This is a genomic window from Streptomyces sp. NPDC028722 (assembly GCF_040637655.1).
Taxonomy (GTDB): domain Bacteria; phylum Actinomycetota; class Actinomycetes; order Streptomycetales; family Streptomycetaceae; genus Streptomyces.
On record NZ_JBEZWU010000028.1, the window covers coordinates 1 to 24,155 of the forward strand.

The 24,155-nt window shown below is 73.5% G+C and carries 23 protein-coding genes; 8 read left to right on the top strand and 15 right to left on the bottom strand.

Annotation, left to right across the window (positions count from 1 at the left end):
* Positions 1-206 precede the first annotated feature (206 nt).
* The 4 genes from AB0F03_RS31100 to AB0F03_RS31115 are packed head-to-tail and all read left to right on the top strand — an operon-like array spanning position 207 to position 2,444.
* Positions 207-755 carry a DUF2231 domain-containing protein gene (locus AB0F03_RS31100; RefSeq protein WP_361997925.1) on the top strand — a complete coding sequence of 183 codons (549 nt, stop codon included), beginning with the start codon at positions 207-209 and terminating at the stop codon, positions 753-755.
* Positions 752-1,366: a hypothetical protein gene (locus tag AB0F03_RS31105; protein WP_361997927.1), complete on the top strand. Its 615-nt coding sequence runs from the start codon at positions 752-754 to the stop codon at positions 1,364-1,366. The genes AB0F03_RS31100 and AB0F03_RS31105 overlap by 4 nt, the downstream gene beginning before the upstream one ends.
* A gap of 1 nt (position 1,367) precedes the next feature.
* Positions 1,368-2,039, top strand: a complete 672-nt coding sequence (gene folE / locus AB0F03_RS31110) for a GTP cyclohydrolase I FolE (protein ID WP_361997930.1) — start codon at positions 1,368-1,370, stop codon at positions 2,037-2,039.
* A gap of 48 nt (positions 2,040-2,087) precedes the next feature.
* Positions 2,088-2,444: an ArsC/Spx/MgsR family protein gene (locus AB0F03_RS31115; protein ID WP_361997933.1), complete on the top strand. Its 357-nt coding sequence runs from the start codon at positions 2,088-2,090 to the stop codon at positions 2,442-2,444.
* A gap of 145 nt (positions 2,445-2,589) precedes the next feature.
* Here AB0F03_RS31115 and AB0F03_RS31120 read toward each other — a convergent pair whose 3' ends face one another.
* From AB0F03_RS31120 to AB0F03_RS31155, 8 genes are all read right to left on the bottom strand, one after another.
* Entirely contained in the window at positions 2,590-4,611 is a 2,022-nt protein-coding gene (locus AB0F03_RS31120; RefSeq protein ID WP_361998136.1) for an SWIM zinc finger family protein, read from the bottom strand.
* Positions 4,612-5,282: 671 nt separating this feature from the next.
* Entirely contained in the window at positions 5,283-8,138 is a 2,856-nt protein-coding gene (locus AB0F03_RS31125) for an SNF2-related protein (RefSeq protein ID WP_361997936.1), read from the bottom strand.
* 98 nt (positions 8,139-8,236) lie between these two features.
* A complete protein-coding gene (locus AB0F03_RS31130; RefSeq protein ID WP_361997939.1) occupies positions 8,237-8,818 on the bottom strand; it encodes a sugar kinase in 582 nt (193 codons plus the stop codon).
* Complete coding sequence (locus tag AB0F03_RS31135; RefSeq protein ID WP_361997942.1) at positions 8,815-9,960, bottom strand: ROK family glucokinase; 1,146 nt, start codon at positions 9,958-9,960, stop codon at positions 8,815-8,817. The genes AB0F03_RS31130 and AB0F03_RS31135 overlap by 4 nt, the downstream gene beginning before the upstream one ends.
* A 142-nt stretch (positions 9,961-10,102) precedes the next feature.
* Entirely contained in the window at positions 10,103-10,873 is a 771-nt protein-coding gene (locus tag AB0F03_RS31140) for an ATP-binding cassette domain-containing protein (protein WP_361997945.1), read from the bottom strand.
* On the bottom strand, positions 10,870-11,910 hold the full coding sequence (locus AB0F03_RS31145; protein ID WP_361997948.1) for an ABC transporter permease: 1,041 nt from the start codon (positions 11,908-11,910) through the stop codon (positions 10,870-10,872). The genes AB0F03_RS31140 and AB0F03_RS31145 overlap by 4 nt, the downstream gene beginning before the upstream one ends.
* Positions 11,907-12,911 carry a sugar ABC transporter substrate-binding protein gene (locus AB0F03_RS31150; RefSeq protein ID WP_361997951.1) on the bottom strand — a complete coding sequence of 335 codons (1,005 nt, stop codon included), beginning with the start codon at positions 12,909-12,911 and terminating at the stop codon, positions 11,907-11,909. Before AB0F03_RS31150 ends, AB0F03_RS31145 begins: the two co-directional genes overlap by 4 nt.
* A gap of 210 nt (positions 12,912-13,121) precedes the next feature.
* Positions 13,122-13,859 carry a GntR family transcriptional regulator gene (locus AB0F03_RS31155; RefSeq protein WP_361998139.1) on the bottom strand — a complete coding sequence of 246 codons (738 nt, stop codon included), beginning with the start codon at positions 13,857-13,859 and terminating at the stop codon, positions 13,122-13,124.
* Positions 13,860-13,989: 130 nt separating this feature from the next.
* Here AB0F03_RS31155 and AB0F03_RS31160 point away from each other — a divergent pair, with 130 nt between their 5' ends.
* A complete protein-coding gene (locus tag AB0F03_RS31160) occupies positions 13,990-15,012 on the top strand; it encodes a Gfo/Idh/MocA family oxidoreductase (RefSeq protein WP_361997952.1) in 1,023 nt (340 codons plus the stop codon).
* 299 nt (positions 15,013-15,311) lie between these two features.
* On the opposite strand, the gene AB0F03_RS31165 is transcribed toward AB0F03_RS31160, so the two are convergent.
* Positions 15,312-16,025, bottom strand: coding sequence for a response regulator transcription factor (locus tag AB0F03_RS31165; RefSeq protein WP_361997954.1), 714 nt, complete (start codon positions 16,023-16,025; stop codon positions 15,312-15,314).
* Between the two features lie 85 nt (positions 16,026-16,110).
* The gene (locus AB0F03_RS31170; RefSeq protein ID WP_361997957.1) at positions 16,111-17,373 is read right to left on the bottom strand and encodes a histidine kinase; all 1,263 of its coding nucleotides are present in this window, start codon (positions 17,371-17,373) and stop codon (positions 16,111-16,113) included.
* Positions 17,374-17,551: 178 nt separating this feature from the next.
* On the opposite strand from AB0F03_RS31170, the gene AB0F03_RS31175 reads away from it, so the two are divergent.
* Positions 17,552-17,752, top strand: a complete 201-nt coding sequence (locus AB0F03_RS31175; RefSeq protein WP_361997959.1) for a hypothetical protein — start codon at positions 17,552-17,554, stop codon at positions 17,750-17,752.
* Between the two features lie 38 nt (positions 17,753-17,790).
* Here the strand turns inward: AB0F03_RS31175 and AB0F03_RS31180 are convergent, their stop codons facing one another.
* From AB0F03_RS31180 to allB, 4 genes are all read right to left on the bottom strand, one after another.
* Positions 17,791-18,186 carry a ribonuclease domain-containing protein gene (locus AB0F03_RS31180; RefSeq protein ID WP_361997962.1) on the bottom strand — a complete coding sequence of 132 codons (396 nt, stop codon included), beginning with the start codon at positions 18,184-18,186 and terminating at the stop codon, positions 17,791-17,793.
* Positions 18,187-18,356: 170 nt separating this feature from the next.
* A complete protein-coding gene (locus tag AB0F03_RS31185; protein ID WP_361997964.1) occupies positions 18,357-19,172 on the bottom strand; it encodes an AIM24 family protein in 816 nt (271 codons plus the stop codon).
* Positions 19,173-19,276: 104 nt separating this feature from the next.
* Positions 19,277-20,407 carry an allantoicase gene (gene alc, locus AB0F03_RS31190; protein ID WP_361997967.1) on the bottom strand — a complete coding sequence of 377 codons (1,131 nt, stop codon included), beginning with the start codon at positions 20,405-20,407 and terminating at the stop codon, positions 19,277-19,279.
* Positions 20,408-20,459: 52 nt separating this feature from the next.
* Entirely contained in the window at positions 20,460-21,800 is a 1,341-nt protein-coding gene (allB, locus tag AB0F03_RS31195) for an allantoinase AllB (protein ID WP_361997970.1), read from the bottom strand.
* Positions 21,801-22,074: 274 nt separating this feature from the next.
* On the opposite strand from allB, the gene AB0F03_RS31200 reads away from it, so the two are divergent.
* Positions 22,075-22,869, top strand: a complete 795-nt coding sequence (locus tag AB0F03_RS31200) for an IclR family transcriptional regulator (protein WP_361997972.1) — start codon at positions 22,075-22,077, stop codon at positions 22,867-22,869.
* 43 nt (positions 22,870-22,912) lie between these two features.
* Here AB0F03_RS31200 and AB0F03_RS31205 read toward each other — a convergent pair whose 3' ends face one another.
* On the bottom strand, positions 22,913-23,227 hold the full coding sequence (locus tag AB0F03_RS31205; protein ID WP_361997975.1) for a DUF5955 family protein: 315 nt from the start codon (positions 23,225-23,227) through the stop codon (positions 22,913-22,915).
* A gap of 145 nt (positions 23,228-23,372) precedes the next feature.
* Here AB0F03_RS31205 and AB0F03_RS31210 point away from each other — a divergent pair, with 145 nt between their 5' ends.
* The gene (locus AB0F03_RS31210; protein WP_361997977.1) at positions 23,373-23,981 is read left to right on the top strand and encodes a nucleotidyltransferase family protein; all 609 of its coding nucleotides are present in this window, start codon (positions 23,373-23,375) and stop codon (positions 23,979-23,981) included.
* Positions 23,982-24,155: the final 174 nt, after the last annotated feature.

Genomic DNA, 24,155 nt, shown 5'->3' on the forward strand with positions numbered 1-24,155 from the left:
CGCCGCCGCGAGCCCTCGCTCAGGACACTCACGGAGTCGATCGCGCTGGGGGCCGCATCGGCCGCTGCTGTCGGTTCGGAAGCCACAACACCACGCTAACCCCCGTACGCGTAGGCACAAGGGTTCTTCCAGCCCTCTGGGCTGCACATCTTGACGACCTCTCGTAATAACACCAAGATTTGTTGGTGAAACCAGAGGAGGTCGCCATGGCTCATGAGTCACAGCTCCAGGCGAAACGTCCGGTCAGCGCGTCGCTCGCCGGCCCGTACGGCCACCCTTTCCACCCGATTCTGGTCACCGTGCCGATCGGCGCCTGGGTGACCAGCCTGGTGTTCGACATCGCTTCCCACGTCGTCAACCGCCCGGGTTTCCTGACCCAGGGCTCGGAGTGGCTGATCGCGGTCGGCGTGATCGGCGCCCTGCTGGCGGCCACCGTGGGATTCCTGGACCTGTTCGCGATCCCGGCCGGCACCCCGGCCTTTCGCACGGCCTTGGTCCACATGACGTTGAACCTGCTGGTCACCGCCGCCTACGCCGTCAACTTCCTGTGGCGCCACAGCACCTACGCCGACGGCGGGAGTGTCGGCCCCGGCAAGCTCACCCTGTCCGCGATCAGCCTGGCCGCCCTGGGGGTCTCGGGTTTCCTGGGCGGCAAGCTCGCCTACCGCTACGGCGTACGGGTCGCCGACGAGAGCACTCAGGCCGAGGGATACACGCCCCAGCACGGCACAGGAGACCCCCGCTCAGCTGTGTGACCCGGCCCGCGACCGCCACAGCGCGGCCCCGCCCGGACGGCTGGGGCAGGCCGGCTCTTCTCGGCACCGACACCGACACAGACACCGCCGTCGACATCGACATCGACACCGCTGTCGAGCTATCGACATCGACACTCACTCGGGAGTTCCCCATGGACATCGCCGCACTGATCACCTGGGTGGTCACCGCCCTCGGCGGCTTCTACATGCTCGGCACCTGGATCCGACGCGGCGGCATCCGGCAGCAGCAGTCCGGCACCAGCCGCCTGCCCGCGCCCGTCGTCTTCGCGCACTTCGCCCTGGCCGCGATCGGGCTCGTGGTGTGGATCATCTATGTCGTGGCCGACAAGAGCGCCCTGGCCTGGACCGCCTTCGGCCTGCTCCTGCCGGTCGCCCTGCTGGGATTCGTGATGCTGGCCCGCTGGATACCCGTCTACCGCGACCGGGCCGCGGTGGCAGCGACCCCGGCCGCCGCAACGGCCCAGGGAGCCGACGGGTCCGTACCCGCCGAACGTCACTTCCCGCTGCCGGTCGTCCTCGCACACGGTCTGTTCGCCGTGGTCACCCTCGTCCTGGTCCTGCTCACCGCCCTGGGCATCGGGGGCAGCTGAGATGACCGAGCGCCCACACACCGCCACCGCCCGAATAAGCCCGCACGAAGACCTGCGTGACCAGGAAGGAACCGTAGCCGCGCGGTCCCACCTCCGGGTCGTGCACGAGCCCGGCGCCGTCGACCTGGCCGCGGCGGAAGCCGCCGCCGGCCAGTTCCTCGCCGCCCTCGGCATCTCCACCGCCTCGGACAGCCTGCGCGGCACCCCGGGCCGCATGGCCCGCGCGTACGCCGAACTGTTCAGCCCGCGCCCCTTCGACCTGACCACCTTCCCCAACGACGAGGGTTACGACGAGCTCGTCCTGGCCCGCCGCATCCCCGTACGCTCGGTGTGCGAACACCATCTGCTGCCGTTCGTCGGCACCGCGCACGTCGGCTACCTGCCCGGCACCCGCATCCTCGGCCTGTCCAAACTGGCGCGCGTCGTCGAACACTTCGCCTGCCGGCCGCAGGTCCAGGAACGGCTGACGAAGCAGGTCGCCGACTGGCTACAGACCCACCTGGAGCCCAAGGGCGTCGGCGTGGTCATCGAGGCCGAACATTCCTGCATGACCCTGCGCGGTGTCCAGGCCACCGGATCGAGCACCATGACCTCCACCCTGCTCGGCCTGCTGCGCTCCGACGCCCGCTCCCGCAACGAGTTCCTCGCCCTGACCGGCGCGACCACCTCCTGACCACCGGCACCGCCGTGGTCCGGCCCGAACATCGGAACATCACGACACATGGAAATCTGGATCAACCCTGCCTGCTCCAAGTGCAGCTCCGCCCTGACCCTGCTGGACGCGGAGGGCGCCCGGTACACCGTGCGCCGTTACCTGGAGGAGCCACCCACCGCGGACGAGCTCGAGCGGGTGCTGGACCGGCTGCAACTGGAGCCCTGGGACATCACCCGGCTCTCGGAACCGGCCGCGGCCGAGCTGGGCATGGAGACGTGGGAACGGGACACCGCACACCGCGACCGCTGGATCAAGGCCCTGGCCACCCGGCCGATCCTCATCCAGCGCCCGATCATCACGGCGGACGACGGCACAGCGGTCGTAGGCCGCTCACCTGACGCCGTACGGTCGGTCCTGCGCTGAGAGACAACTGTCAAGACCTCTGCCCCGCCGCCGAGTTCGGTGAGCGAGCCGCGGACGCGGCACCCGGTGCGGTCGGGCCCAGGGACATTGACCCGTCCTGGATCAGCGGCGGCGCCCGGCCGGGCCGCTCCGGTGCCGGTGTCGGTCACAGGCCGTCCGGTGCGCCCAGTCCGGTGAGGGCGCCCACCGGGTCCAGGTCGGGGGTGCCACGGGGCCACCAGTCGTCCTGGCCGGGCTCCGACTCGTAGGCGTACCACAGGCCGTCGCGGCCCAGGCGGAGCTGGACGTGGCCGCGCGGGTGGGTGAGGCGGTTGCGCCAGGGGCGGAACGCCGGGAGGTCGGCGGCGAGCAGCAGCGGACGGGCCCGGTCGAAGCGGCCGGCCGGCGGATCCCAGGACTCCTCCAGGACGGCCAGCCCCTCCGCACCGCCCTGCCGCCAGGCCGCGACGGCCCGCGCCAGGTCGGCCGGGGTGCGGCCGGCCGCACCGGCCAGCGTGGCGTACAGCGTGCGGGTGCCGGCGGTCAGCCCGGAACCGGGGCGGGCCGCGGCGAGCCGCACCGCGTCCTGCCACAGGGTCAGCCCGCCGACCGGATCGCGTCCCGTACCGAGCAGCGCGTGGGCGCGGGCGGCGGCGTCGGTCGCCAGCTGGTCCAGCGCGAAGGGATCCGGGCCGCCGGGCGCCGACGGATACACCGGAGGCTGCTCGGGATGCTGCGGCACCGGCAACGGCGGGGGCAGCGGCGGAAGTCGGCGCGGGATGAGAGCGTCCGCGGCCCGGACGCCGGGCAGGGACTCCGGCTGCCGGTCCCGGTCGGCGCGGGCCGCGCGGGCGGCACTGCGCCGGGACAGCGCGTCGAGCAGCTCCTTCTCGCCCCGGCCGCGGAGCAGGAGCAGCACGAACGGGTCGGCGTCGAGGAGGCGGGCCGTCTGGTAGCAGAGGGCGGCGGCGTGCTTGCAGGGGTGGCCCGAGTCGGGGCAGCTGCACCGGGGGCCGAGGTCACCGGGGCCGGGCAGCAGGCCGACGCCGCAGTCGGCGAGGGAGTGGGGCAGCTCCTTGTCGAGCAGCGCCGCGATGTGTCCCGGCCGGTCGGCCGCCGCGTCCAGGAAACGCTCCCAGTCCTCGTCCTCCAGCGTCCGTAGCCGTACCTGTACGCGGTAGGGCCGGGGCCGGCTGCCGCGCACGTACGCCAGCACCAGACCCGGGGTGACGGTGATCGCGTCCACATGCCCCTGGTCCGCGTAACCACGGCCACGCGCCAGCCGTCCGGGATCCAGCGCCCCCTGTTCCAGCGCCTCCACCCAGGCGTTCCCCCACCAGGTCCCCGCGAACGGCTCACCGCGCCCGTCGCCCTCCCGCGGCCCGAACGCCGCGAACGTACGCCGCAGTTCGGTGTCCCGGTGCGGGGTGGCCATGCTGGCGGGCACCTGCGCGGCCGCCGACCCGCGAGTCACCGACGCGGACACCGAGCCAGCGGGCGCGGGCCCGGCGGACACGGGCCCAGCGGGCCAGAGGGCGGGGGCCGGCGAGGAAGGCGCGGGGGCCGGGGAGACCGGGGCCGAGGAGGTGGCAGGGGGTGCCGAGGGCGCGGGTGATGCGGTCGAGGGCGCGGGCGGGGACGCCGACGGCATGGGGGGCCGGGAAGTGGGCGTCGACGGCGCGGTCGGGGAGGCGGGCGCCGGGGGCGTGGAGGCCGGAGGGGTGGGCGGCTGTGTGACCGGAGACGCCGAAGAGGGCGGCTCGGTGGGTGTGGTCGTGCCCCGGGGGGACTCCTGGGGCGCCACCGGCCCCCCGGACTCCAGCCCCTTGGACTCCACCGCCCTCTCAGACTCCACGGACCTTGCGGACTCCAGGGACCCATGCGGCTCCACGGACTCCTGTGGCTCCACGAACCCCTCAGGCTCCACGAACGCCTCAGGCCCCACGGACCCCTGGGGCTCTTCGGACCCACCGGTCCGCACCGACCCCCAGGGCTCCACAGACCCCTCAGGCTCCACGAACGCCTCAGGCCCCACGGACCCCTGGGGCTCTTCGGACCCCTCGGGCTCTACGGACCCACCGGTCCGCACCGGCCCCCCGGGCTCCACAGACCCCTCCGGCTCAGCCCCCTCATCCGCTGTTTCCGCCCACGTGGGCATCCGGAAGGCGTTCGTCAAGTAGTGCCGCATGTCCTGTACGGCCCTGGTCCTGGCGCCCCCGCCGCCCTCCTCCGGTGCGGGCGCGGAAGCCTGGCCGGAGGGACCGGGGCGCGGCGGGACGCGGCGCCCACGCCGGCGCTCCTCCGCCTGCGCGCTCAGGGCTTCCCGCCGGGCCGCGCGCAGCGCCTCGCGGGCGACGTCACCGGGACGCCTGCCCGCGGCACCGGCCGACCCCGCCTCCGGTGCCGTGGCGTCGGCACGGGAGACGGTCGCCGGTGCCGAACCGGCGGCCGACGGTGTCACGCCGTTGTCCCGGCGCGTGGCAACGGCAGCCCTGAGCGCGGCGCGCGCCACCTCGGCCGCTTCCGGCTCGCCACCGCCCGGCAGCACCGCCCGGTCCTCTTCGCTCGCCCCCGGCTCGCCACCGCCCGGAGCCACAGCACGCGCCCCGTCTCCCGCCCCGGGGTTCCCACCGCCCGGCAGCACCGCCCGCTCTCCCCCACCGGTCTCCGGCTCACCGCCGCCCGGAGTCCGCGCACGCGCCTCCTCGTCCGGGTCCGGCTCGACGGGGTCGGGGGTGTACGTCGGGTCGGTGGCCGGGTGCCGGGCCTGAGGGGTCGCGGGCCGGGTGTCGGCCTCGGGGCGGTTCCTGGCCGCCCGCAGGGCCCGGCGGGCGGCGTCGCCGGGGCGGTCGGCGGCCGTCACCGGGTCCTCCGCAGGGAGACGAGGTCGGACAGTTCGCGGTCGGTCAGTTCGGTGAGCGCGGCCTCGCCGGAGCCGAGGACGGCGTCCGCGAGGGCGCGCTTCGCGGCGAGCATCTCGGCGATGCGGTCCTCGACGGTGCCCTCGGTGACCAGGCGGTGCACCTGGACGGGCTGGGTCTGTCCGATGCGGTAGGCGCGGTCGGTGGCCTGTTCCTCGACGGCCGGGTTCCACCAGCGGTCGAAGTGGACGACATGGCCCGCGCGGGTGAGGTTCAGGCCGGTGCCGGCGGCCTTGAGGGAGAGGACGAGGACCGGGGTCTCGCCGCTCTGGAAGCGGTCGACCATGCGCTCGCGCTCGGGCACCGGGGTGCCGCCGTGCAGGAGGTCCATGGGGATGGCGCGGGCGGACAGGTGGGCGGTGAGGAGGCGGGCCATGCCGACGTACTGGGTGAAGACGAGCGCGGAGCCGTCCTCGGCGAGCAGGGTATCCAGCAGTTCGTCCAGGAGGGCGAGTTTGCCCGAGCGGGCGGCCAGGCCGTCGGGGCGCGGCTGCTCCTTCAGGTACAGCGCCGGGTGGTCGCAGATCTGCTTGAGGGCGCCGAGCAGCTTCAGCACCAGGCCTCGGCGGGGCATGCCCTCGGCGGTCTCGATGGCCAGCATCGACTCGCGCACCACCGCCTCGTACAGCGCGGCCTGTTCCCGGGTGAGCGGCACCGGGTGGTCGGTCTCGGTCTTGGGCGGCAGTTCGGGGACGATGCCGGGGTCGGACTTCTTGCGGCGCAGCAGGAAGGGGCGGACCAGGCGGGAGAGGCGCTCGACGGCTTCGGTGTCCTCGCCGTTCTCCACCGCGCGGGCGTGCCGGGCGCGGAAGGACTTCAGCGGGCCGAGGAGGCCGGGGGTGGTCCAGTCGAGCAGGGCCCACAGTTCGGAGAGGTTGTTCTCGACGGGGGTGCCGGTGAGTGCCACGCGCGCGGGGGCGGGGATGGTGCGCAGTGCCTTCGCGGTGGCCGAGTAGGGGTTTTTCACGTGCTGGGCCTCGTCGGCGACGACCATGCCCCAGGACTGTTCGGCGAGTCGTGCGGCGGTGGAGCGCATCGTGCCGTACGTGGTGAGGAGGAAGCCGCCGGCGAGGTCGTCCAGAGTGCGGTCGGGGCCGTGGAAGCGGCGGACGGGGACGCCGGGCGCGAACCGGGTGATCTCGCGCTGCCAGTTGCCGAGGAGGGAGGCCGGGCAGACGACGAGGGTCGGTTCGGTGCGGGCCCGCTTGAGGTGCAGGGCGATGAGGGTGACGGTCTTACCGAGGCCCATGTCGTCGGCGAGGCAGCCGCCGAGGCCGAGGGAGGTCATCAGGTCGAGCCAGGCGAGCCCGCGCAGCTGGTAGTCGCGGAGGGTGGCGTGCAGGCCGGGGGGCGGGTCGGCGGGGTGCGGGCCCGCGGTGAGGCGGTCGCGGAGGGCGGCGAGCGCGCCGGCGGGTACGGCCTCGACGGTCTCGCCGTCGACCTCGGCGGTGCCGGTGAGGGCGACGGACAGCGCGTCGACGGGATCGAGCAGGCCCAGTTCGCGTTTGCGGGCCTTGCGGACGAGGGCGGGGTCGACGAGCACCCAGCGGTCCCGGAGCCGTACGACGGGGCGGTGGGCCTCGGCGAGGGTGTCCATCTCGGCCTCGCTGAGCGGGTCGCCGCCGAGTGCCAGCTGCCAGCGGAACCGGAGCAGGTCCTCGGCCTCGAAGAAGCCGGTGCCGTCGGTCGCCGAGCCGGGCGCCGGCCTGACCACCGCGGCGGCGGTCAGGTCGTGGGCGAGATCGCGGGGCCAGTGGACGGCGACTCCGGCGGCGGCCAGCCGGCTCGCGGCGACGCCGAGCAGGTCGCCCAGCTCTTCCTCGGACAGGGCGAGGACGTCGGGTACGTCCTGCTGGGCGAGGCGGTCCAAGGGCGGCCACACGCGGGCGGCGCGCCGTACGGCCAGGGCGGCGTCGACGCGTGCGCGGGGGCCGAACGCCGTGTCGGCCTCTCCGGCCCACAGGGCCGCCGCGTCGGCCACCAGGGTGGGGTCGGCGAGGCTGTGGACCTGCACGATGGCGGCTCCCGCGGCGCGCGTGTCCTCGTGCGCGCCGGCGTCGAACACGTCGTACGCGGACAGGTCCAGGCGGAGGGAGATCCGGACGCCGGCGTCCATGCCGGCGGCGACCTCGGCGGCCCAGGCGTGGGCTCCGGGCAGGGCCTGCGGCTCGCGGGCGGCGAACGGGCGGCCGGCGGCGGCGAAGGCCGCGGGGGTGCGGGGCAGGGTGTCGGCGACGGCGTCCAGGAAGGCGCGGACCAGGGCCTCGGGTTCGGGCAGCCGGAGCGCGCCCGGGCCCGGGAGGGGCACGGCGTGGCCCTCGGGGGGCAGGGCGGCGGCGATCGCGCGCAGGTGGGCGATGTCGTCGGGTTCCAGCGGGCCGGCCCGCCAGGCGTCGTGGCCGGCGGGGGTCAGGCCGGGGAGCAGCCGGCCGCGGGCGACGAGCCGCAGGGCGTGCAGGGCGGCGGCGCCCCAGCAGGCGGTGGCCGGGTGGGCGGCCGGGTCGCGGCGGGCGCGGACGAGCAGCGGCAGGGCCTCGGCGAGCGGCAGGGTCAGCGCGGGCACCTGCCGGCGGCGCACGCCGGCACCGTGGCGTCGTACGACCGTCAGTTCCTGGGCGTCGGTCCCGGCCGTGGCGGGCAGGGGGTCGCCGTCGGGGTCCCAGAAGGCGAGGCGGCCCTCGCGCGGCAGGGGCGCGGGCAGGTAGACGGACGCGAGGCGCGCCGGGACCGGGTGCCCGGTGTCCGTCTCCGGGCCGCCTCCCGCGCGCTCGGCGAGCGCCGTCGTGCCGTTCATACGTCCTGCCGCCTCCCGTCCGTGTGCCTGCCGGCGATGTCTTCGACTCTACGGGCGGGGTCTGACAGTCGGCTCCGGGGGCGGGGCGGGGCCGGTGGTCAGGGAACCGTGCGGGAGACGACGAACACCATCGGGTGTTCCGGGTCGGACAGGTTGACGACCACGTCCTGGGTGGGCGCCGGGTTCTTCTGCGCGTGGGTCAGGCCCCGCCAGGGGCCGGGGCCGGTGAAGGTCCAGCCGCTGACCTTCCGGTCGCGTTCGCCGACGGCGATCTCGTTCTTCCTCAGCTGGTCGCGGCGCGCGCCCATGGTCTGGAGGAAGCTGTCCAGGCCGGCGGGGTTGGTGCGGAACTGCACGTAGAGGCGGCTGGTCTTCCAGTTGTTGGTCTCGTAGTAGGCGATGTCGTCGGCGGGGTGGGGGACGGTCACCTGGTAGAGGCGGCGCTGCACCTTCGACGGCCAGCCCGGGGTGAGGCCGGTCGCCGAGTACTTCTCCTCCTTGTCCTTGCCGCTGTTGCGGCTCTGGTTGGCGGAGATCACCAGGTAGCCGGCCGGTACGCCGATGAGCAGGACGATGATCAGCAGGGTGAGCGCCCGGCGTCTGGCCTTGTGCCGCGGGTCCTCGGCCGGCCGGCGGGGCTCGTCCGGCGGGGGGGCCTGGCGGGGCAGCGCCGCGGTCATGCCGTGTCCGCGTCTCGGCGGGACTGGGTGTAGCGCTCGTAGCGCTCGTGGCGTTCCACGCGGCGGCGTTTGGCGCGGCGGAACCGGCGGGCGACCAGCCGGGCCAGGTCGGCGGCGCCCACCATGCCGGCCTCGGGGCCGAGCTGGGCGCGGGTGATGCGGGCCTCGGGCCGGTAGCCGCGGCCGGTGAGGTGGCGTTTGAAGGCTTCCCGGGCGGGGCCGATGAGCAGGTCGTCGGCGGCCGAGACACCGCCGCCGATGACGAAGCAGGAGGGGTCGAGAGCGGCGGCGAGGTTGGCGATGCCGACGCCGAGCCACTGCCCGATGTCCTGGAGCAGCTCCACGCACATCGCGTCGCCCTCGCGGGCCAGCTCGGTGATCAGGGGGCCGGTGATGTCGCCGATGTTGCCGTTGACGTGCTCGATGATCCCGTAGGCCACCGGGGAGTCGGCGGCGGCCAGCTCCCTGGCCTCGCGGACGAGCGCGTTGCCGGAGCTGTACTGCTCCCAGCAGCCGCGGTTGCCGCACGGGCAGCGGTGTCCCTGGGGGACGACCTGCATGTGGCCGAACTCGCCGGCGACGCCGAACTTGCCGCGCTTGACCTGGCCGTCCTCCAGGATGGCGCCGCCGATGCCGGTGCCGAGGGTGATCATGACGAGGTGGTCCTCGCCGCGGCCGGCGCCGAAGCGCCACTCCGCCCAGGCGGCGGTGTTGGCGTCGTTGTCGACGAGGACGGGCACGGAGAGCCGGCTGGCGAGGCGGTCGCGGAGGGGCTCGTTGCGCCAGGAGAGGTGGGGCGCGAACAGCACGCGGTTGCGGTCGGCGTCGACCCAGCCGGCGGCGCCGATGCCGACCGCGTGCACGTCGTGCCGGTCGGAGAGGTCCAGGACGAGTTCGGCGATGGTGTCCTCGACGACCTTGGGGCTCTTGGACTTGTCCGGGGTCTCCGTGCGGAGCTTCTCCAGGATGTTGCCGTCGGCGTCCACGACGCCCGCCATGACCTTGGTACCGCCGATGTCGATGCCCACCGTCGGCACCCGGGGTGCGGTCAGGTGGGACCGGCGTTCCCGGGTGCCGACCGTACGGAGCACGGGGGCCCGGCGGGAGCCGATGGGGGCGGTGAGGTCGCGGTAGGTGCTCATCGCTTGTCGATTCTGCCGCACGCTCACGCTGAGTGCTGCGCGGGGCGGGACGAGGCAGTGCCCGTCCGGTGCCGGGCGCGACCGCGTCCCCGCCGGCCGCGGCCCCGCGCGGAGCCGCGCGCCGGACCGGGCGCCGCGCCGCTCAGCTGCGCCGCAGTTCGTGGCGCAGGGTCTCCAGGTCGGATCCGCCCGCCATCTGGCGCGTCAGCTCGTCCAGGGTGATCTCGTCCCGTGTGTGGTTGCCCACCATGGTGCCGCGCCGGAGCAGCACGAACCTGTCCCCCACCAGATACGCGTGATGCGGGTTGTGGGTGATCAAGACAACGCCCAGGCCCTCGTCACGTGCGGCAGCCACATATTTCAGCACCACACCGGACTGCTTCACGCCCAGGGCCGCCGTCGGCTCGTCCAGGACCAGGACCTTCGCGCCGAAGTGGATGGCGCGGGCGATCGCCACGCACTGGCGTTCGCCGCCGGAGAGGGTGCCGATGGGCTGGTCGACGTCGCGGAGGTCGATGCCCATGCGGAGCAGGGCCTCGCGGGTGGTGCGGCGCATGAGGCCGGTGTCCAGGCGCTTGAAGGGGCCCGCGCCCGTGCGGGGCTCGGAGCCGAGGAAGAAGTTGCGCCAGACCGGCATGAGGGGGACGACGGCGAGGTCCTGGTAGACGGTGGCGATGCCGCGGTCCAGGGCGTCCCGGGGTGAGGAGAGGGTGGTCTCCTCGCCCTCGATGCGCAGGGTGCCGGTGTCGTGCCGGTGGAGACCCGCGATCACCTTGATCAGCGTCGACTTGCCCGCGCCGTTGTCACCGAGGACGCAGGTGATCTCGCCCGCGCGGACCTCCAGGGAGACCCCTTCGAGGGCGCGGACGGTGCCGTAGCGCTTGCTGACGCCGGTCAGCTCGACGAGTGTCACTTGGAGGCCTCCGCGCGCTTGCGGACCCAGGCGTTGAGCAGGGTCGCGAGGAGCAGCATCGCTCCGAGGAAGAACTTGAACCAGTCGGGGTTCCACTCGGCGAAGACGATGCCCTTGCTGGTCATGCCGAACAGGAGGGCGCCCACGGCGGAGCCGACCGCGCTCCCGTGGCCGCCGGTGATCAGGCAGCCGCCGATGACGGCCGCGATGATGTAGATCAGCTCGTTGCCGACGCCCTCGCCGGACTGGACGGCGTCGAAGGAGAAGAGCAGGTGCTGGCCGGAGATCCAGGCGCCGAGGGCGACGCCCATGTAGAGGCCGATCTTGGTCCTGGCGACCGGGACACCGACCGCGCGGGCCGCGTCCTCGTTGCCGCCGACGGCGAAGATCCAGTTGCCGGTGCGGGTGCGCAGCAGGATCCAGGAGGCGACGGCCACCAGGCCGAGCCACCACAGGATGGTGACCTTGACGCCGACGCCGCCGACGGTGAGCGTCGAGGCGAAGACGGCATGGGCGCTCGGGAAGCCCTCCATGTCACCGATGGTCTTGGTGGAGACGGTGCCGTCGATCAGCTTGGTGAAGCCGAGGTTCATGCCGGTCAGCATGAGGAACGTGCCCAGGGTGACGATGAAGCTGGGCAGCTTCGTGCGGGTGAGCAGGAAGCCGTTGAAGGCGCCGACGGCCAGGGTGACCAGCAGGGACACGCCGACGCCGACCCAGGCGTTCGCCGTCGTCTGGTAGCTGAACATCGAGGAGACCAGCGCCGAGGACGTCACCAGGACGCCCGCCGACAGGTCGAACTCGCCGCCGATCATCAGCAGGGCCACGGGTACGGCCATGATGCCGATGGTCGAGGAGGCGTAGAGGACCGTGCTGAGGCTGGAGGCGCGCAGGAAACCGTCGGCGGCGCAGGCGAAGAAGACGAGGACGGCGAGGGCGCCGACGACCGAGCCCAGTTCCGGGCGGGAGAGCAGTCGCCGCAGCGACGAGGCCGGGAGAATCCGCTCGTCGGCGGCCGGTTCCGTGGTCGCGCTCATCGCGTGCCCCGCTCGGTGTACCCCGCCAGCGCGGACGCCTGGTCCTTGGTGATGATCTGCGGGCCGGTCAGGACCGGCTTGCCGCCGCCGAGGACGTCGCCGTTGTACTTGTACAGCCACAGCAGGTCGACGGCCTGGTAGCCCTGGAGGTACGGCTGCTGGTCCACGGCGAAACCGAGGGTGCCGTTCTTCAGCGAGGCCGCGACCGTGGCGTTGAGGTCGAAGGTGTCGACCTCGGCCTTGCTGCCCGCGTCCGACCGGGCCTTGACGGCGGTGTCGGCGTAGGGCGCGCCGAGGGTGACGACGGAGTCGACGGACTTGTCGGCCTGGAGCTTGGCCTCGATCGCGGACTGGACGTCGGGCATGTTGGTGCCGTTGACGTAGAGCTTCTGGAGCTTGCCGCGGAAGGTCTCGGCGACACCGTCGCACCGCTGCTCGTGGCCGACGTTGCCCTGCTCGTGCAGCACGCACAGGGCCTTCTTCTTCCCGCGCCGGTTCAGCTCGTCGCCGACGGCCTCGCCGGCGATCGTCTCGTCCTGGCCGATGTGGGTGAGGGCGCCGAAGGCCTTGGACTCCTCGGAGCCGGAGTTCACCGTGATCACCGGGATGCCCGCCTTCTCGGCGCGGGCCACGGCGGCCTTCATGGCGTCCGGCTTGGCGAGGGTGACGATGATGCCGTCGACCTTCTTGTCGACGGCCGCGTCCACCAGCTGTGCCTGCTGCTGGGCCTCGTCGTCGTGCGAGTACAGGAACTTGATGTTGTCCTTGACGGCGGCCTGTCGGGCGCCGCTCTGCACGATGTCCCAGAAGGTGTCGCCGTCCCCCGAGTGGGTGATCATCGCGAAGGTCCAGCGCGGGGTGTTCACCGCCGCCCTGCCCTGGGCGGCGGCGGCCTTGCGGGCGTCCTCCGCCCGCTTGCCTCCGGTGCTGCTGCACGCGGCGAGCGACACGGAGAGTGCCCCCGCCAGCGCTATGCCTACCCAGGTCCGAAACCGTGCCACGAGGCCGTGCCCTTCTTGCTGTGCTCTTGCTCTGCTCCGACGTGCGTGAGGGGCGGGCGACCTCTGCCGTCGGCATGTCCCGGCGGTGACCTCACCAGCCCCAAACACTTCAGTATCGAACACGGGCACCAGCGGTGGCACGGGCGGGGAGCGTCCGTCGGCCGCCTTGTCCGGACATGGGGACGCCGGGCGCGTACCGGACGGGGCCGGTCAGGACCGTACGAGCAGCTGGAACTCGAAGGAGTAGCGGGTCGGGCGGTAGATGTGATCGCCGAACTCCACCGCGCGGCCGGTGTCGTCGAAGGTGGTGCGCTGCATGGTGAGCAGGGGGGCGCCCTCGCTCTCGGTGAGGCGCTCGGCCTCGGCGGCGGTGGCTCCGCGGGCGCCGATGGACTGGCGGGCGCTGTGCAGGGTGATCCCGGCGGAGCGCATCAGCCGGTACAGCCCGGTGGCCTCCAGCCGTCCGGTGTCCAGGTCGAGCAGGCCGGGCGGCAGATGGTTGATCAGGTACGCCATCGGCTCGCCGTGCGCGAGCCGGAGCCGCTCGACGCGGTGGATGTCGCCGCCCTCGGCGACGCCGAGCGCGGCGGCGACCGCGGCGGAGGCCGGGACGACCGTGTTGACCAGCACCGTGGTCGCGGGCCGCTGACCGGCCGCCGCCAGGTCGTCGTAGAGGCTGCTCAGTTCCAGCGGGCGCTTGACCTGACTGTGCACGACCTGTGTGCCCACACCCCGGCGCCGGACGAGGAGACCCTTGTCGACCAGGGACTGGATGGCCTGGCGGACGGTCGGCCGGGACAGGCCGAGCCGCGCGGCGAGCTCGATCTCGTTGCCCAGCAGGCTGCCCGGGGTGAGTCGGCCCTGCTCGATGGCGGCCTCCAGCTGCTGGGCGAGCTGGAAGTACAGCGGTACCGGGGAGCTACGGTCCACGCGGAGGTCGAGCGGCACGGTCGGGTCCACATCTGGTTTCGGCACGGGCCCGAGCGTAGTCCGGCGCCTGGTTGACGGGAAGTCGTGTAGTCCGATTGTCAGGACATACGCATTGACAGGGTGCGGGGTCGCCGTTCACTTTGTTTCCATGCGCATCGGGGTCATCGGTACGGGCCGCATCGGCACCCTTCACGCGAGGACGCTCAGCCGTCACCGCGAGGTCGGCTCGCTGATCCTGACGGACGCGGACCCGGTGCGCGCCCAGGAACTGGCCCACCGGCTGGGCGAGACGGCGGCGCCTGGTGTGGACGAGATCTTCAGGTGGGGCGTGGACGCGGTGGTGATCACCACGGCGACACCGGCCCACGCCGAGCTGATCGGCCGGGCCGCCCGCTCCGGGCTGCCCGTCTTCTGCGAGAAGCCGATCGCCCTGGACCTGCCGGGCACGCTGGCCGCCCTCGCCGAGGTGGAGGCGGCCGGGACGGTGCTGCACATGGGCTTCCAGCGGCGCTTCGACGCGGGCTACGCCGGTGCCCGGGAGGCCGTGCGCGTGGGCCGGCTCGGCCGGCTGCACACCGTGCGGGCCATGACCTGCGACCAGTCCCCTCCGCCGGCCGACTGGCTGCCCGTGTCCGGCGGGCTGTTCCGCGACACGCTGATCCACGACTTCGACGTACTGCGCTGGGTCACGGGCCGCGAGGTGCTCGACGTCTACGCCACCGGGTACGACGGCGGTCCCGGGATGTTCCGCGACGCCGGTGACGTCGGCACCGGGGCGGCGCTGCTCACCCTGGACGACGGCACCCTGGCCACGGCGACGGCGGCGCGGCTGAACGGCGCCGGGTACGACGTGCGGATGGAACTGGCCGGGGAGCGGGACACGGTGGTGGTGGGCCTGGACGACCGCACGCCCCTCGCGTCCACCGAGCCGACCGGCCCGCCGCCCGCCGACAAGCCGTGGTCCGGGTTCGTGGACCGGTTCGGGCCCGCTTACGAGGCCGAACTCGACGCCTTCGTGGAGGTCGTGCGGGGCGAGCGGCCCAACCCCTGCGACGGCCGGGAGGCGTTGCAGGCGCTGCGGATCGCGGAGGCCTGCGAGATCTCCCGCCGGGAGCGGCGGCCGGTGCCCCTGACGGAGGTCCCGGACCGGGCGTCCACTCCCTACGGCTGACCGGCGCGCGCCGCACTCGCGGGAGGGGCCGCCGGACACGAGCGTCCGGGCGGCCTCTGCCGCGAGGTCGAGGGAGGCGACGAACGGGTGCACAGGGGGCGGGGTGCCGGCCGGGAACAGGAGCGGACCGCCGGATCGGCCCACGCCCGGCCCGTCCCCGTCCGCCGAACTCCTCGGCGAGCCGGAGAATCGGACCGCTTCCCGCGCATCCCCGCTCCGGGAAACGCACCCGTGCCGGCGTCGCTCCCGAGGGGGGATCCCGCGCGGGGACCTGGCCGCGCGGCGCTTCGAACGCGCGGTCACGGACGCCTTCCGGAACCCCTGACCTGTGCCTGGTCCCCGTCGTCGTTCTCCAGCCATCCCGCGTCGTGGACCAGCAGGGCGACCTGCACCCGGTTGTCGAGGCCGAGCCGGGCGAGGATGCGGGAGACGTGGGTCTTGACGGTGGCCACGCTCATGAACAGCTCGGTGGCGATCCGGGCGTTGGCGAGTCCGCGGCCGACGGCGACGGCCACCTCGCGTTCACGGTCGTTGAGGACCGCGAGCCGTTCCCGCGCGCGTGCGCGCCGCACGTCGGCGGCGCTGCCGGCCGCGTGCCGCATCAGCTGCCGGGTGACGGCGGGCGACAGGACGGGGTCGCCGGCCGCGACCCGGCGCACGGCGTCGACGATCTCGGCGGGCGGGGTGTCCTTCAGTACGAAGCCGGCGGCGCCGGCGCGCAGGGCGTGCAGCACCTGTTCGTCGGCGTGGAAGGTGGTGAGCACCACGACCCGCGGCGGGTCGGGCCGGGCGCATAACCGTCGGGTGGCGGTGAGCCCGTCCACCGACGGCATACGGAGGTCCATGAGGACGACGTCCGGCGCGGTGCGGCGCGCGAGTTCCTCGGCCTCCGCGCCGTCGGCGGCCTCCCCGACGATGTCGATGTCCTCGGCCCCGCCGAGCATCAGGGCCAGCCCGGCCCGTACGAGGGGGTCGTCGTCCACGAGGAGGAGCCTGATCGGGGTCGCGGTCATGGGGTCACGTAACCACGGCCGGGGGCGGGAACGGAGGGGGCGGACCGGAACCTGGGGGCACGCGCGCGCGTGCGGCCCTCGCCCGTCATGCCCGGGCCCACGGCAGCCACCCCCGCACCTCGAACCCGCCGTCGGGCCGCGGGCCGTGGTCCAGGTGTCCTCCCGCCAGCGTGGCGCGTTCCCTGAGACCGATCAGGCCCTGTCCGGAGCCGGGGACGGGCGGGACCCGGGCGGGCGGGGCGGCGTTGGTGACGGTGACGGTCAGGCCGTCGCCGGGGGCGCCGGTGAGGCGGACCGTGACCTCGGTGCCGGGCGCGTGCTTGCGGGCGTTGGTGAGGGCCTCCTGGGCGATGCGGTAGGCGGTGCGGCCGACGGCGGCGGGGACGGCGGCCGGGTCGGCGACACCGCGGTCGAGGGTGACCTTCATGCCGGCCTCGCGGCACTCGGCGACGAGGGCGTCCAGCGCGGCCGGCGTCGGCTGGGGCCGCCCGCCGGACGACTCCTCGGCATCGCCGGTGCGCAGCACACCGATGATCTCCCGCAGGTCCTGGAGGGCCTCGTGGGCGCTCTCCCGGATCACGCCGGCGGCGCGCGCGATCTCCTCACGGGACGCGTCCGGCCGGAACTCCAGCGCGCCCGCGTGGACGCTGAGCAGGGTGAGCCGGTGGGCCAGGACGTCGTGCATCTCCCGGGCGATGGCCTCCCGGGCCAGCCGCTGGGCCTGTTCGGCGCGCAGCCGGGCCTCGGTCTCCGCCCGCCGGGCCCGGTCCCGCAGGCTCAGCATCAGCATCCGCTTGGAGCGGACGAACATCCCCCAGCCGGTGACGGACACGGTGAGCAGGGAGGTGAACGTGACGATGCCGGCGTAGGGCAGGTCGGGATCGGGCCGCAGCCAGAAGAAGAGCGGGACCAGTGCGAGCCCGGCACCGCCGATCCAGGCGACGTACCGGAAGGGCCGGTGCACGGCGAGGGTGAACAGGGCGACCGTCGCCGCGCCGCCCGAGGTGTTGGACAGCAGGCCGACCGGGATCATCGCGACGGCGAGCCCGACCGGCAGGCGGCGGCGCAGCCAGAGGCCGGCGCAGGCGAGAGCGCCCAGGACCTGGTCGAGGACGGCGAGGGAGTGCGGCAGGCCCGGCTCGTCGGCCAGGGACCGGGCGGCCGCCAGGCCGATGCCGACGGCCAGCAGGAAGCAGGAGAGGTCGACGACCCAGTCCCGCGCCGTGCGCCGGGGCCGCCGGGCGGACGCCTCGCCTTCCGGGTCCAGTTCGTGGATCAGGGCGGAGGGGAACAGCCACCGGCGGCCGGCGAACTCCCGCGCCGTCCGCGCCGGTTCGTCAGTGCTCACGGTCGGCCAATCTACGCACGGACCGGGCGCCGCCGCCGCTCCGTGCCAGGATCACCGACCGAAGTCGCGGCGCCGTGGACTTCGGTCGGCGGGCGGCGGCCGGGGTTCAGCCGTGCGGCGGGACGGAATCCGCCCCGCGGCCGATGTACGGGGAAGGCCGCGGGGCGAGACTCGTGCCGTGAAAGCTCTGCTGGAAGTTCTCGGATTCGTCGCCCTGGTGCAGGGGGCGTTGGGCCTGGTGCACGAGTTCACCGACTGGGACGTGGGTCTCGTGCAACGGCTCGGCTTCCTCGACGGCTACGGGGTCTGGGCGAGCGCCGCGCTCCTGGTGCTGGCGTTCGCCCTGTTCGCCGTCGCGGAGAGCCGGGATTCCGGCTGAGCGCGGGCCGGCCGCACCGCGCGGCCGGCCGGACGGCCTCAGCAGCCGTAGTCGATCAGGTCGAACGTGGCGTAGTGGTCGGCGGTGTAGTAGTCCTCTTCGTAGGCGTTGCCGGTGATGACGCGCCGGGCACCGCGGGTGGAGGAGCCGGGAGTCTGCACCGTGTACTCGTGGTAGTAGCCGCTCGTCTGCCGGGGCAGGACGCCCTCCCGGTTCTGGAAGACGGTCCCGTCCTGCGCGTACGGGAAGGGGCCGCCCTGGTCGATCAGGTGCAGGGTGGTGTGGGCCTGCGACGGCAGGGCGCCGTAGCAGACGCTGCCGACGGACGCCGCCGCCGCGTCCGCCGTGCCGGCGGTGACGGTGCCGCCCACGAGGAGGGCGGACAGGAGGGCGGCTGCGGCGCCGATGCGGGTCGCGCGTGGGGGGAAGTTCATGGCCTCATGATGACGCGCGTAGAGATTGGCATGTCAACGTCAAAGTTGAAGATTTTCCCATGGCGTCACCCGCGTTCCCGGGAAGTTAACCCGGCCGGGGTGCTCCGGTAAGTCCGTACGCCCGCACGGCGGGTGCGGGGTCCGCCGTTCCCTCGGACCCCGCCCGCGGCTCAGCCGGTGTGCGTCGAGAACATTCCGCCGGCCGGCCCCTGCTTGTCGCCGCCCTGGGCCTTCTTCAGGGCGTTGGCGAGGCTCTCGATGGTGAGCGACTGGAGGATCACCCGGCCGCTGCCCTCCAGCGTGGCCAGGGACAGGCCCTCGCCGCCGAACACGGCGTTCATGATGCCCTGCCGGTTCAGGCCGCCGACGCGCTGGACGCCGTACTCGATGCCCTCCTCGAAGGCCACCACACAGCCGGTGTCGACCTCGATACGGCCGCCGAAGTCGGCCGGATCGAGATCGATGAAGTTGCCCGCGCCGGCGATGATCACCGTGCCGTGCCCGGTGAACTTCTCCAGGACGAAGCCCTCGCCGCCGCTCCTGCCGGTCCGCCCGCCGGCGAAGGCGATGCCGAACTCGACGGTGGACTCGGCGGCCACGAAGGCGTCCTTCTCGGCGAACCACGCGCGCGTGCCGTTCAGCTCCAGGGCGCGCATCTCGCCCGGGAGCACGCCCGCGAAGCCGACCGTGCCCTCGCCGCCCTGGGCGGTGAAGTACTGGAACGCGAGCGACTCGCCCGCCATCATGCGCTGGCCCACCTGCATGGCGGTGCCCATGGCCTGGCGCAGCATGCCGCCCATGCCGGCGCCCGGGCCGCTCTGTTGTTGTCCGTTGCCGCCGGAGGGTCCGGACAGCCGCGTCTCCATGGTCACGTTCGTCGTCTTGAACAGGAACTTCCCGGCCTCGCAGTACACGGTCTGGCCGGGGTGCAGGTTGACGACCGCCATCTGCATGGCGTTGCCGACGATCTCTTGCTGAAGGGTCACACGGACAGAACGCGGGAGGGGGACGGAAGAGTTCCGGCGGGAGCGGGCCGCATGCGCGCGGGGCGCCCCGGTGCTGTCCGGCCGGGCGCCCCGCGCGGGGGCGGTCAGCCGCCCAGCTCCTGGTGGCGGGCGGCGAGGCCGCTCGCACCCTGCTCGGTGAGGGAGCCGAACAGGCGCAGCCGGGAGATGCCGCCGTCGGGGAAGATGTCGACCCGCGCGTGCGTGCCGGCCACCGGTCCGGGCAGGACGAAGCGGTGGTTGGTGTCGGGCTGGAGGCGGGTGCGCGGAAGGATCTCCGTCCAGTCGCCGTCCTCGCCGTCCCGCACGGACACCGACGCCCAGCCGGCGCTGTTGCCCTTCAGACAGGCGGTGTCGATCTCGACCGCCCGGATCAGGGACTGGGCGACGAGCCGGTAGCTGATCCAGTCGTTGCCCTGGTCACGGCGGCGGCGGGTCTCCCAGCCGTCGTCCATCTTGCGGGAGCGGCCCGGCTGGATGGTGTTGGTGGCCGGGGAGTAGAAGCGGTCGGAGGCGTCCTCGACCCGGCCGCCGTTCTCCAGGGCGACCACGTCGAAGGTGCCGAGGGCCGCCAGCCACTCCGGGTCCGGGACGACCTCGCCGTGGACGCGCAGGCGGGCGATGCCGCCGTCGGGGTGCTGGTTGATCCGCAGGTGCGTGAAGCGCTGCTCGGCGGTGACCTCGAAGCCGTTCGCCGCGTGGCCGCCGACCGGGGTGCGCGGGACGAGGGTCGTCCACTTCACGTCGTCGCCCAGCAGCTCCTCCGGCGCCGGCGAGCCCGGTACGGAGGTTCCCTCGACGGAGACGGCCTGCGGGTAGTTGCCGCGGAAGTGGGCGGTGTCGACGACGATCCCGCGGATCACCCCGGGCGCGCCGAGGCGGACCAGCGCCCAGTCGTGGTCCTCGGCGGCCGGCCAGGGGTGCCCGGCGGAGGCACCGCGCCGGCGGCGGGTCTCCCAGCCGTCCATGATCTTGCCCTTGTGGCCGAAGTGCTCGGGGTCGAACTCGGCGCGCTCGGGCACCAGCAGGTTCTCCCGCTCGGCGAAGAACTCGTCGTTGGCGGCGATGACACCGGCGCCGAGCCGGCGGTCCGCGAGGTCGGCGTGGTGGGTGAAGGGGAAGTCGGCGGTGCGGTAGTCCACGTACGGGTCGCCGCCTCCGTAGGGGTTCGCGTCGCCGGTGAAGCGGGCCGGGGAAGAGTGGTGCAGCGCCGTCACGGTGATCAGGGGTTCCTTTCGGGGGTGGGCGAGGTGCGGGAGCGGGGGTGGCTCACTGGGGGCGGGCGAGCAGCGTGCCCTTCGGCTCGGTGAACGCGCCGTCGGCGACGATGCGCTCGCCGCGCAGCCAGGTGGACTTGACGACGCCGTACAGGGTCCTGCCGGCGTAGGCGGTGACACGGTTGCGGTGCTGGAGGCCGGCCGGATCGACGGTGAAGGTCTCGTCGGGGGCGAGGACGGCGAAGTCGGCGTCACGGCCGGGTGCGATGGCACCCTTGCGCGCGTCCAGACCGGCCAGGGCGGCGGTCCGGGTGGACATCCAGCGGACGACGTCCTCCAGGGTGTGGCCGCGCCCGCGGGCCTCCGTCCACACGGCGGAGAGACTGAGCTGGAGGCCGGATATGCCGCCCCAGGCGGTGGCGAAATCGGCGGTCTTCAGGTCGGCGGTGGACGGCGAGTGGTCGGTGACCACGCAGTCGATGGTGCCGTCGGCGAGCGCCGCCCACAGCAGGTCCTGGTTGGCGGCCTCGCGGATGGGCGGGCAGCACTTGAACTCGCTGGCGCCGTCGGGGACTTCCTCGGCGGTCAGGGTGAGGTAGTGCGGGCAGGTCTCCACGGTGACGCGGACGCCCTCGGCCCGGGCGGCGCGGATCAGCGGCAGCGCGTCACCGGAGGACAGGTGCAGGACGTGCACACGCGCGTCGAGCCGCCGGGCCTGGCCTATCAGGGCGGCGATGGCCGTGTCCTCGGCGTCGCGCGGGCGGGAGGCGAGGAAGTCGGCGTAGCGGGGACCGCCGTGCTGCGGGGCGGCGGCCAGGTGGTGCGGGTCCTCGGCGTGCACGATCAGCAGCCCGTCGAAGCCGGCGATCTCCGCCAGGGACCGGGCGAGCTGGTCCTGGTCGAGGTGGGGGAACTCCTCAACGCCGGACGGGGACAGGAACGCCTTGAAGCCGAAGACGCCGGCGTCGTGCAGCGGGCGCAGGTCCTTGACGTTGCCGGGCAGGGCGCCGCCCCAGAAGCCGACGTCGATGTGGGCCTTGTCCCGGGCCACGGCCTGCTTGACGCGCAGGTGGTCGACGGTGGTGGTGGGGGGCAGCGAGTTGAGCGGCATGTCGATCAGGGTGGTGATGCCGCCGGCCGCCGCCGCGCGGGTGGCCGTCCAGAAGCCCTCCCACTCGGTGCGGCCCGGGTCGTTGACGTGCACGTGGGTGTCGACCAGTCCGGGCAGCAGGACGTGGTCGCCCAGGTCCTCCAGCCGGGCCGTGGCCGGGACCGCGGTGTCGTACGGCAGGACGGCCGTGATCGTCCCGGCGGACACGGTGACCGTGGCGGCCCGTGTCCCCTCCGGGGTGACGACGCGCGTCGAGCGCAGCACCAGTTCAGCGTCGGACACCCGAACCCCTCTCTGTACCCGCCGTTCTACATCCAGAAAACGGGATGTACACCTACACAACGGACTTCAACGTTCTGTTGAAGGAGTCTTCACTCCCACTTCTCCGCCGTCAAGAGGCACACTTCTCGACAGCGAGTGGCCGGCACCCGCTCTGGACGTTTCCACAAAGCGGAATTAACATTCCAGCAAGCAGAACGTAGCTACGCACAAGCGGGCAGTCAACCGGCCGCCGGGTAGGCTTCTGCCCTCCCGCCAGTCCCGAAAGGAACGCGCCGTGCCGACGTCCAGCGCCAGCACCACCGACTCCGCCAAGCCCTCCGCCGCCGGCGGGGTGCAGTCCCTGGAGCGTGCCTTCGACCTGCTCGAGCGGATGGCGGACGCGGGCGGCGAGGTCGGCCTGAGCGAGCTGTCCGCGGCCAGCGGACTGCCGCTGCCGACCATCCACCGCCTGATGCGCACGCTGGTCGCCTGCGGCTACGTGCGCCAGCAGGCCAACCGGCGCTACGCGCTGGGCCCGCGGCTGATCCGCCTCGGCGAGTCCGCGTCCCGCCTGCTCGGCACCTGGGCGCGGCCGTACCTGGCCCGGCTGGTCGAGGAGACCGGCGAGACCGCGAACATGGCGCTGCTCGACGGCGACGAGATCGTGTACGTCGCACAGGTGCCCTCGAAGCACTCGATGCGGATGTTCACCGAGGTGGGCCGGCGGGTGCTCCCCCACTCGACCGGGGTGGGCAAGGCACTGCTGGCCGGGGTGCCGGACGACGAGGTGCGGGCCCTGCTGGCCCGTACGGGCATGCCCGCGGCCACCGACAAGACCATCACCACGCCGGAGGGCTTCCTCGCGGCGCTGGAGGACGTACGGCGGGCGGGATACGCCGTCGACGACAGCGAGCAGGAGATCGGGGTGCGGTGCCTGGCGGTGTCCGTGCCGGAGTCCCCGACGGCCGCGGCGATCTCGATCTCCGGGCCGGCGGGACGGGTCACCGAGGCGGCGACGGACAAGATCGTGCCGGTGCTCCAGCAGGTCGCCGTCGAACTGTCCCAGGTGCTGGCGAGCTCGGGCGCCTAGAGGAAGGGCCGGGGCACGGACCCCCGGCCCGTCCTCGGGGCTGTCACGGTCCCGGTGGTCCGCCGAACAGGTCCACCGCGTCCCGGACCTCCCTCAGCCCCCGGGCGAGGGCGCTGACCGAGCCGATCGCCGCGGCGACCAGTAACAGGGAGCTGCGCAGGCGCGGGATCTCGGGCGAGCCGCCGCAGGCCATCGCCGCCAGTGCCGCCAGTTCGTCCTCGGCTATCACCCGGTCGGGGAACTCCGCCGGGTGCGCGGCGAGTTCGCGGCGCAGCCGGGAGACCGCGCCGCACAGTCCCGCCACTCTCGGATCCTCGTCGCTGCCGGCCACCGGCCTCTGCCCCAAGCTCCGCAACACAGCCCTCCCCCTGCCACGGCGTCGTGCGCGGGTCAGTAAACGCCACCCCGTACGGCGAGCGCCACAGGGCGGACCGAAATTCAGCCCTACGGAATCCGTGCCGGAAAACCCGGCCGGTTCCGTCGCCGTCGGGTATGCAGGACTCATGACGGACAACCACGAACCGCGGACGGACGTCGCGGGGCTGCTGCTCGCCGCCGGCGGGGGCAGACGGCTGGGCGGACGGCCCAAGGCGCTGCTGGCGCACCGGGGGCGGCCGCTGGTCGAGCACGCGGTGGGGGTGCTGCGGGCGGCCGGATGCGGGCGGATCCACGTCGTGCTGGGCGCCCGCGCGGACGAGGTGAGACGGCGCGCCGGGCTGGACGGCTGCGTGCTCGTGGACAACCCGGACTGGGCCGAGGGGATGGGGTCGTCCCTGCGCGCGGGCCTGGCCTCGCTCGCCGGGACGGGGGCGCGCGCGGCGCTGGTGAGCCTGGTGGACCAGCCCGGTATCGGGTCCGCCGCGGTGACCCGGGTGCTCGGCGCCTACGAGGACGGGACCTCGCTGGCCGCGGCCTCCTACGACGGGGTGCGCGGGCATCCGGTGCTGTTCGGCGCGGACCACTGGGCGGGCATCGCGCGGACGGCCACCGGGGACCGCGGGGCGCGGGCCTATCTGAAGGCGCAGGAGGACCGGATACGGCTCGTGGAGTGTGCGGACGTGGCCGAGCCGTACGACATCGACACCGAGGCCGACCTGGGCCACCTGGAGTGAACGGGGTGGCACCGAGCGCCACCTTGCCTCGACCCGGAGAATCTCGACATCAACAAACCATTGAAGTTCCACAATGAGGAAACTAGTATCCACTGATCAGAAGCGTCCGACCGCACAGTGGGCGCTCACTGTCCTGTTCGTGCCGCTTGGCACGAGGTGCCACCGCTGAAGGAA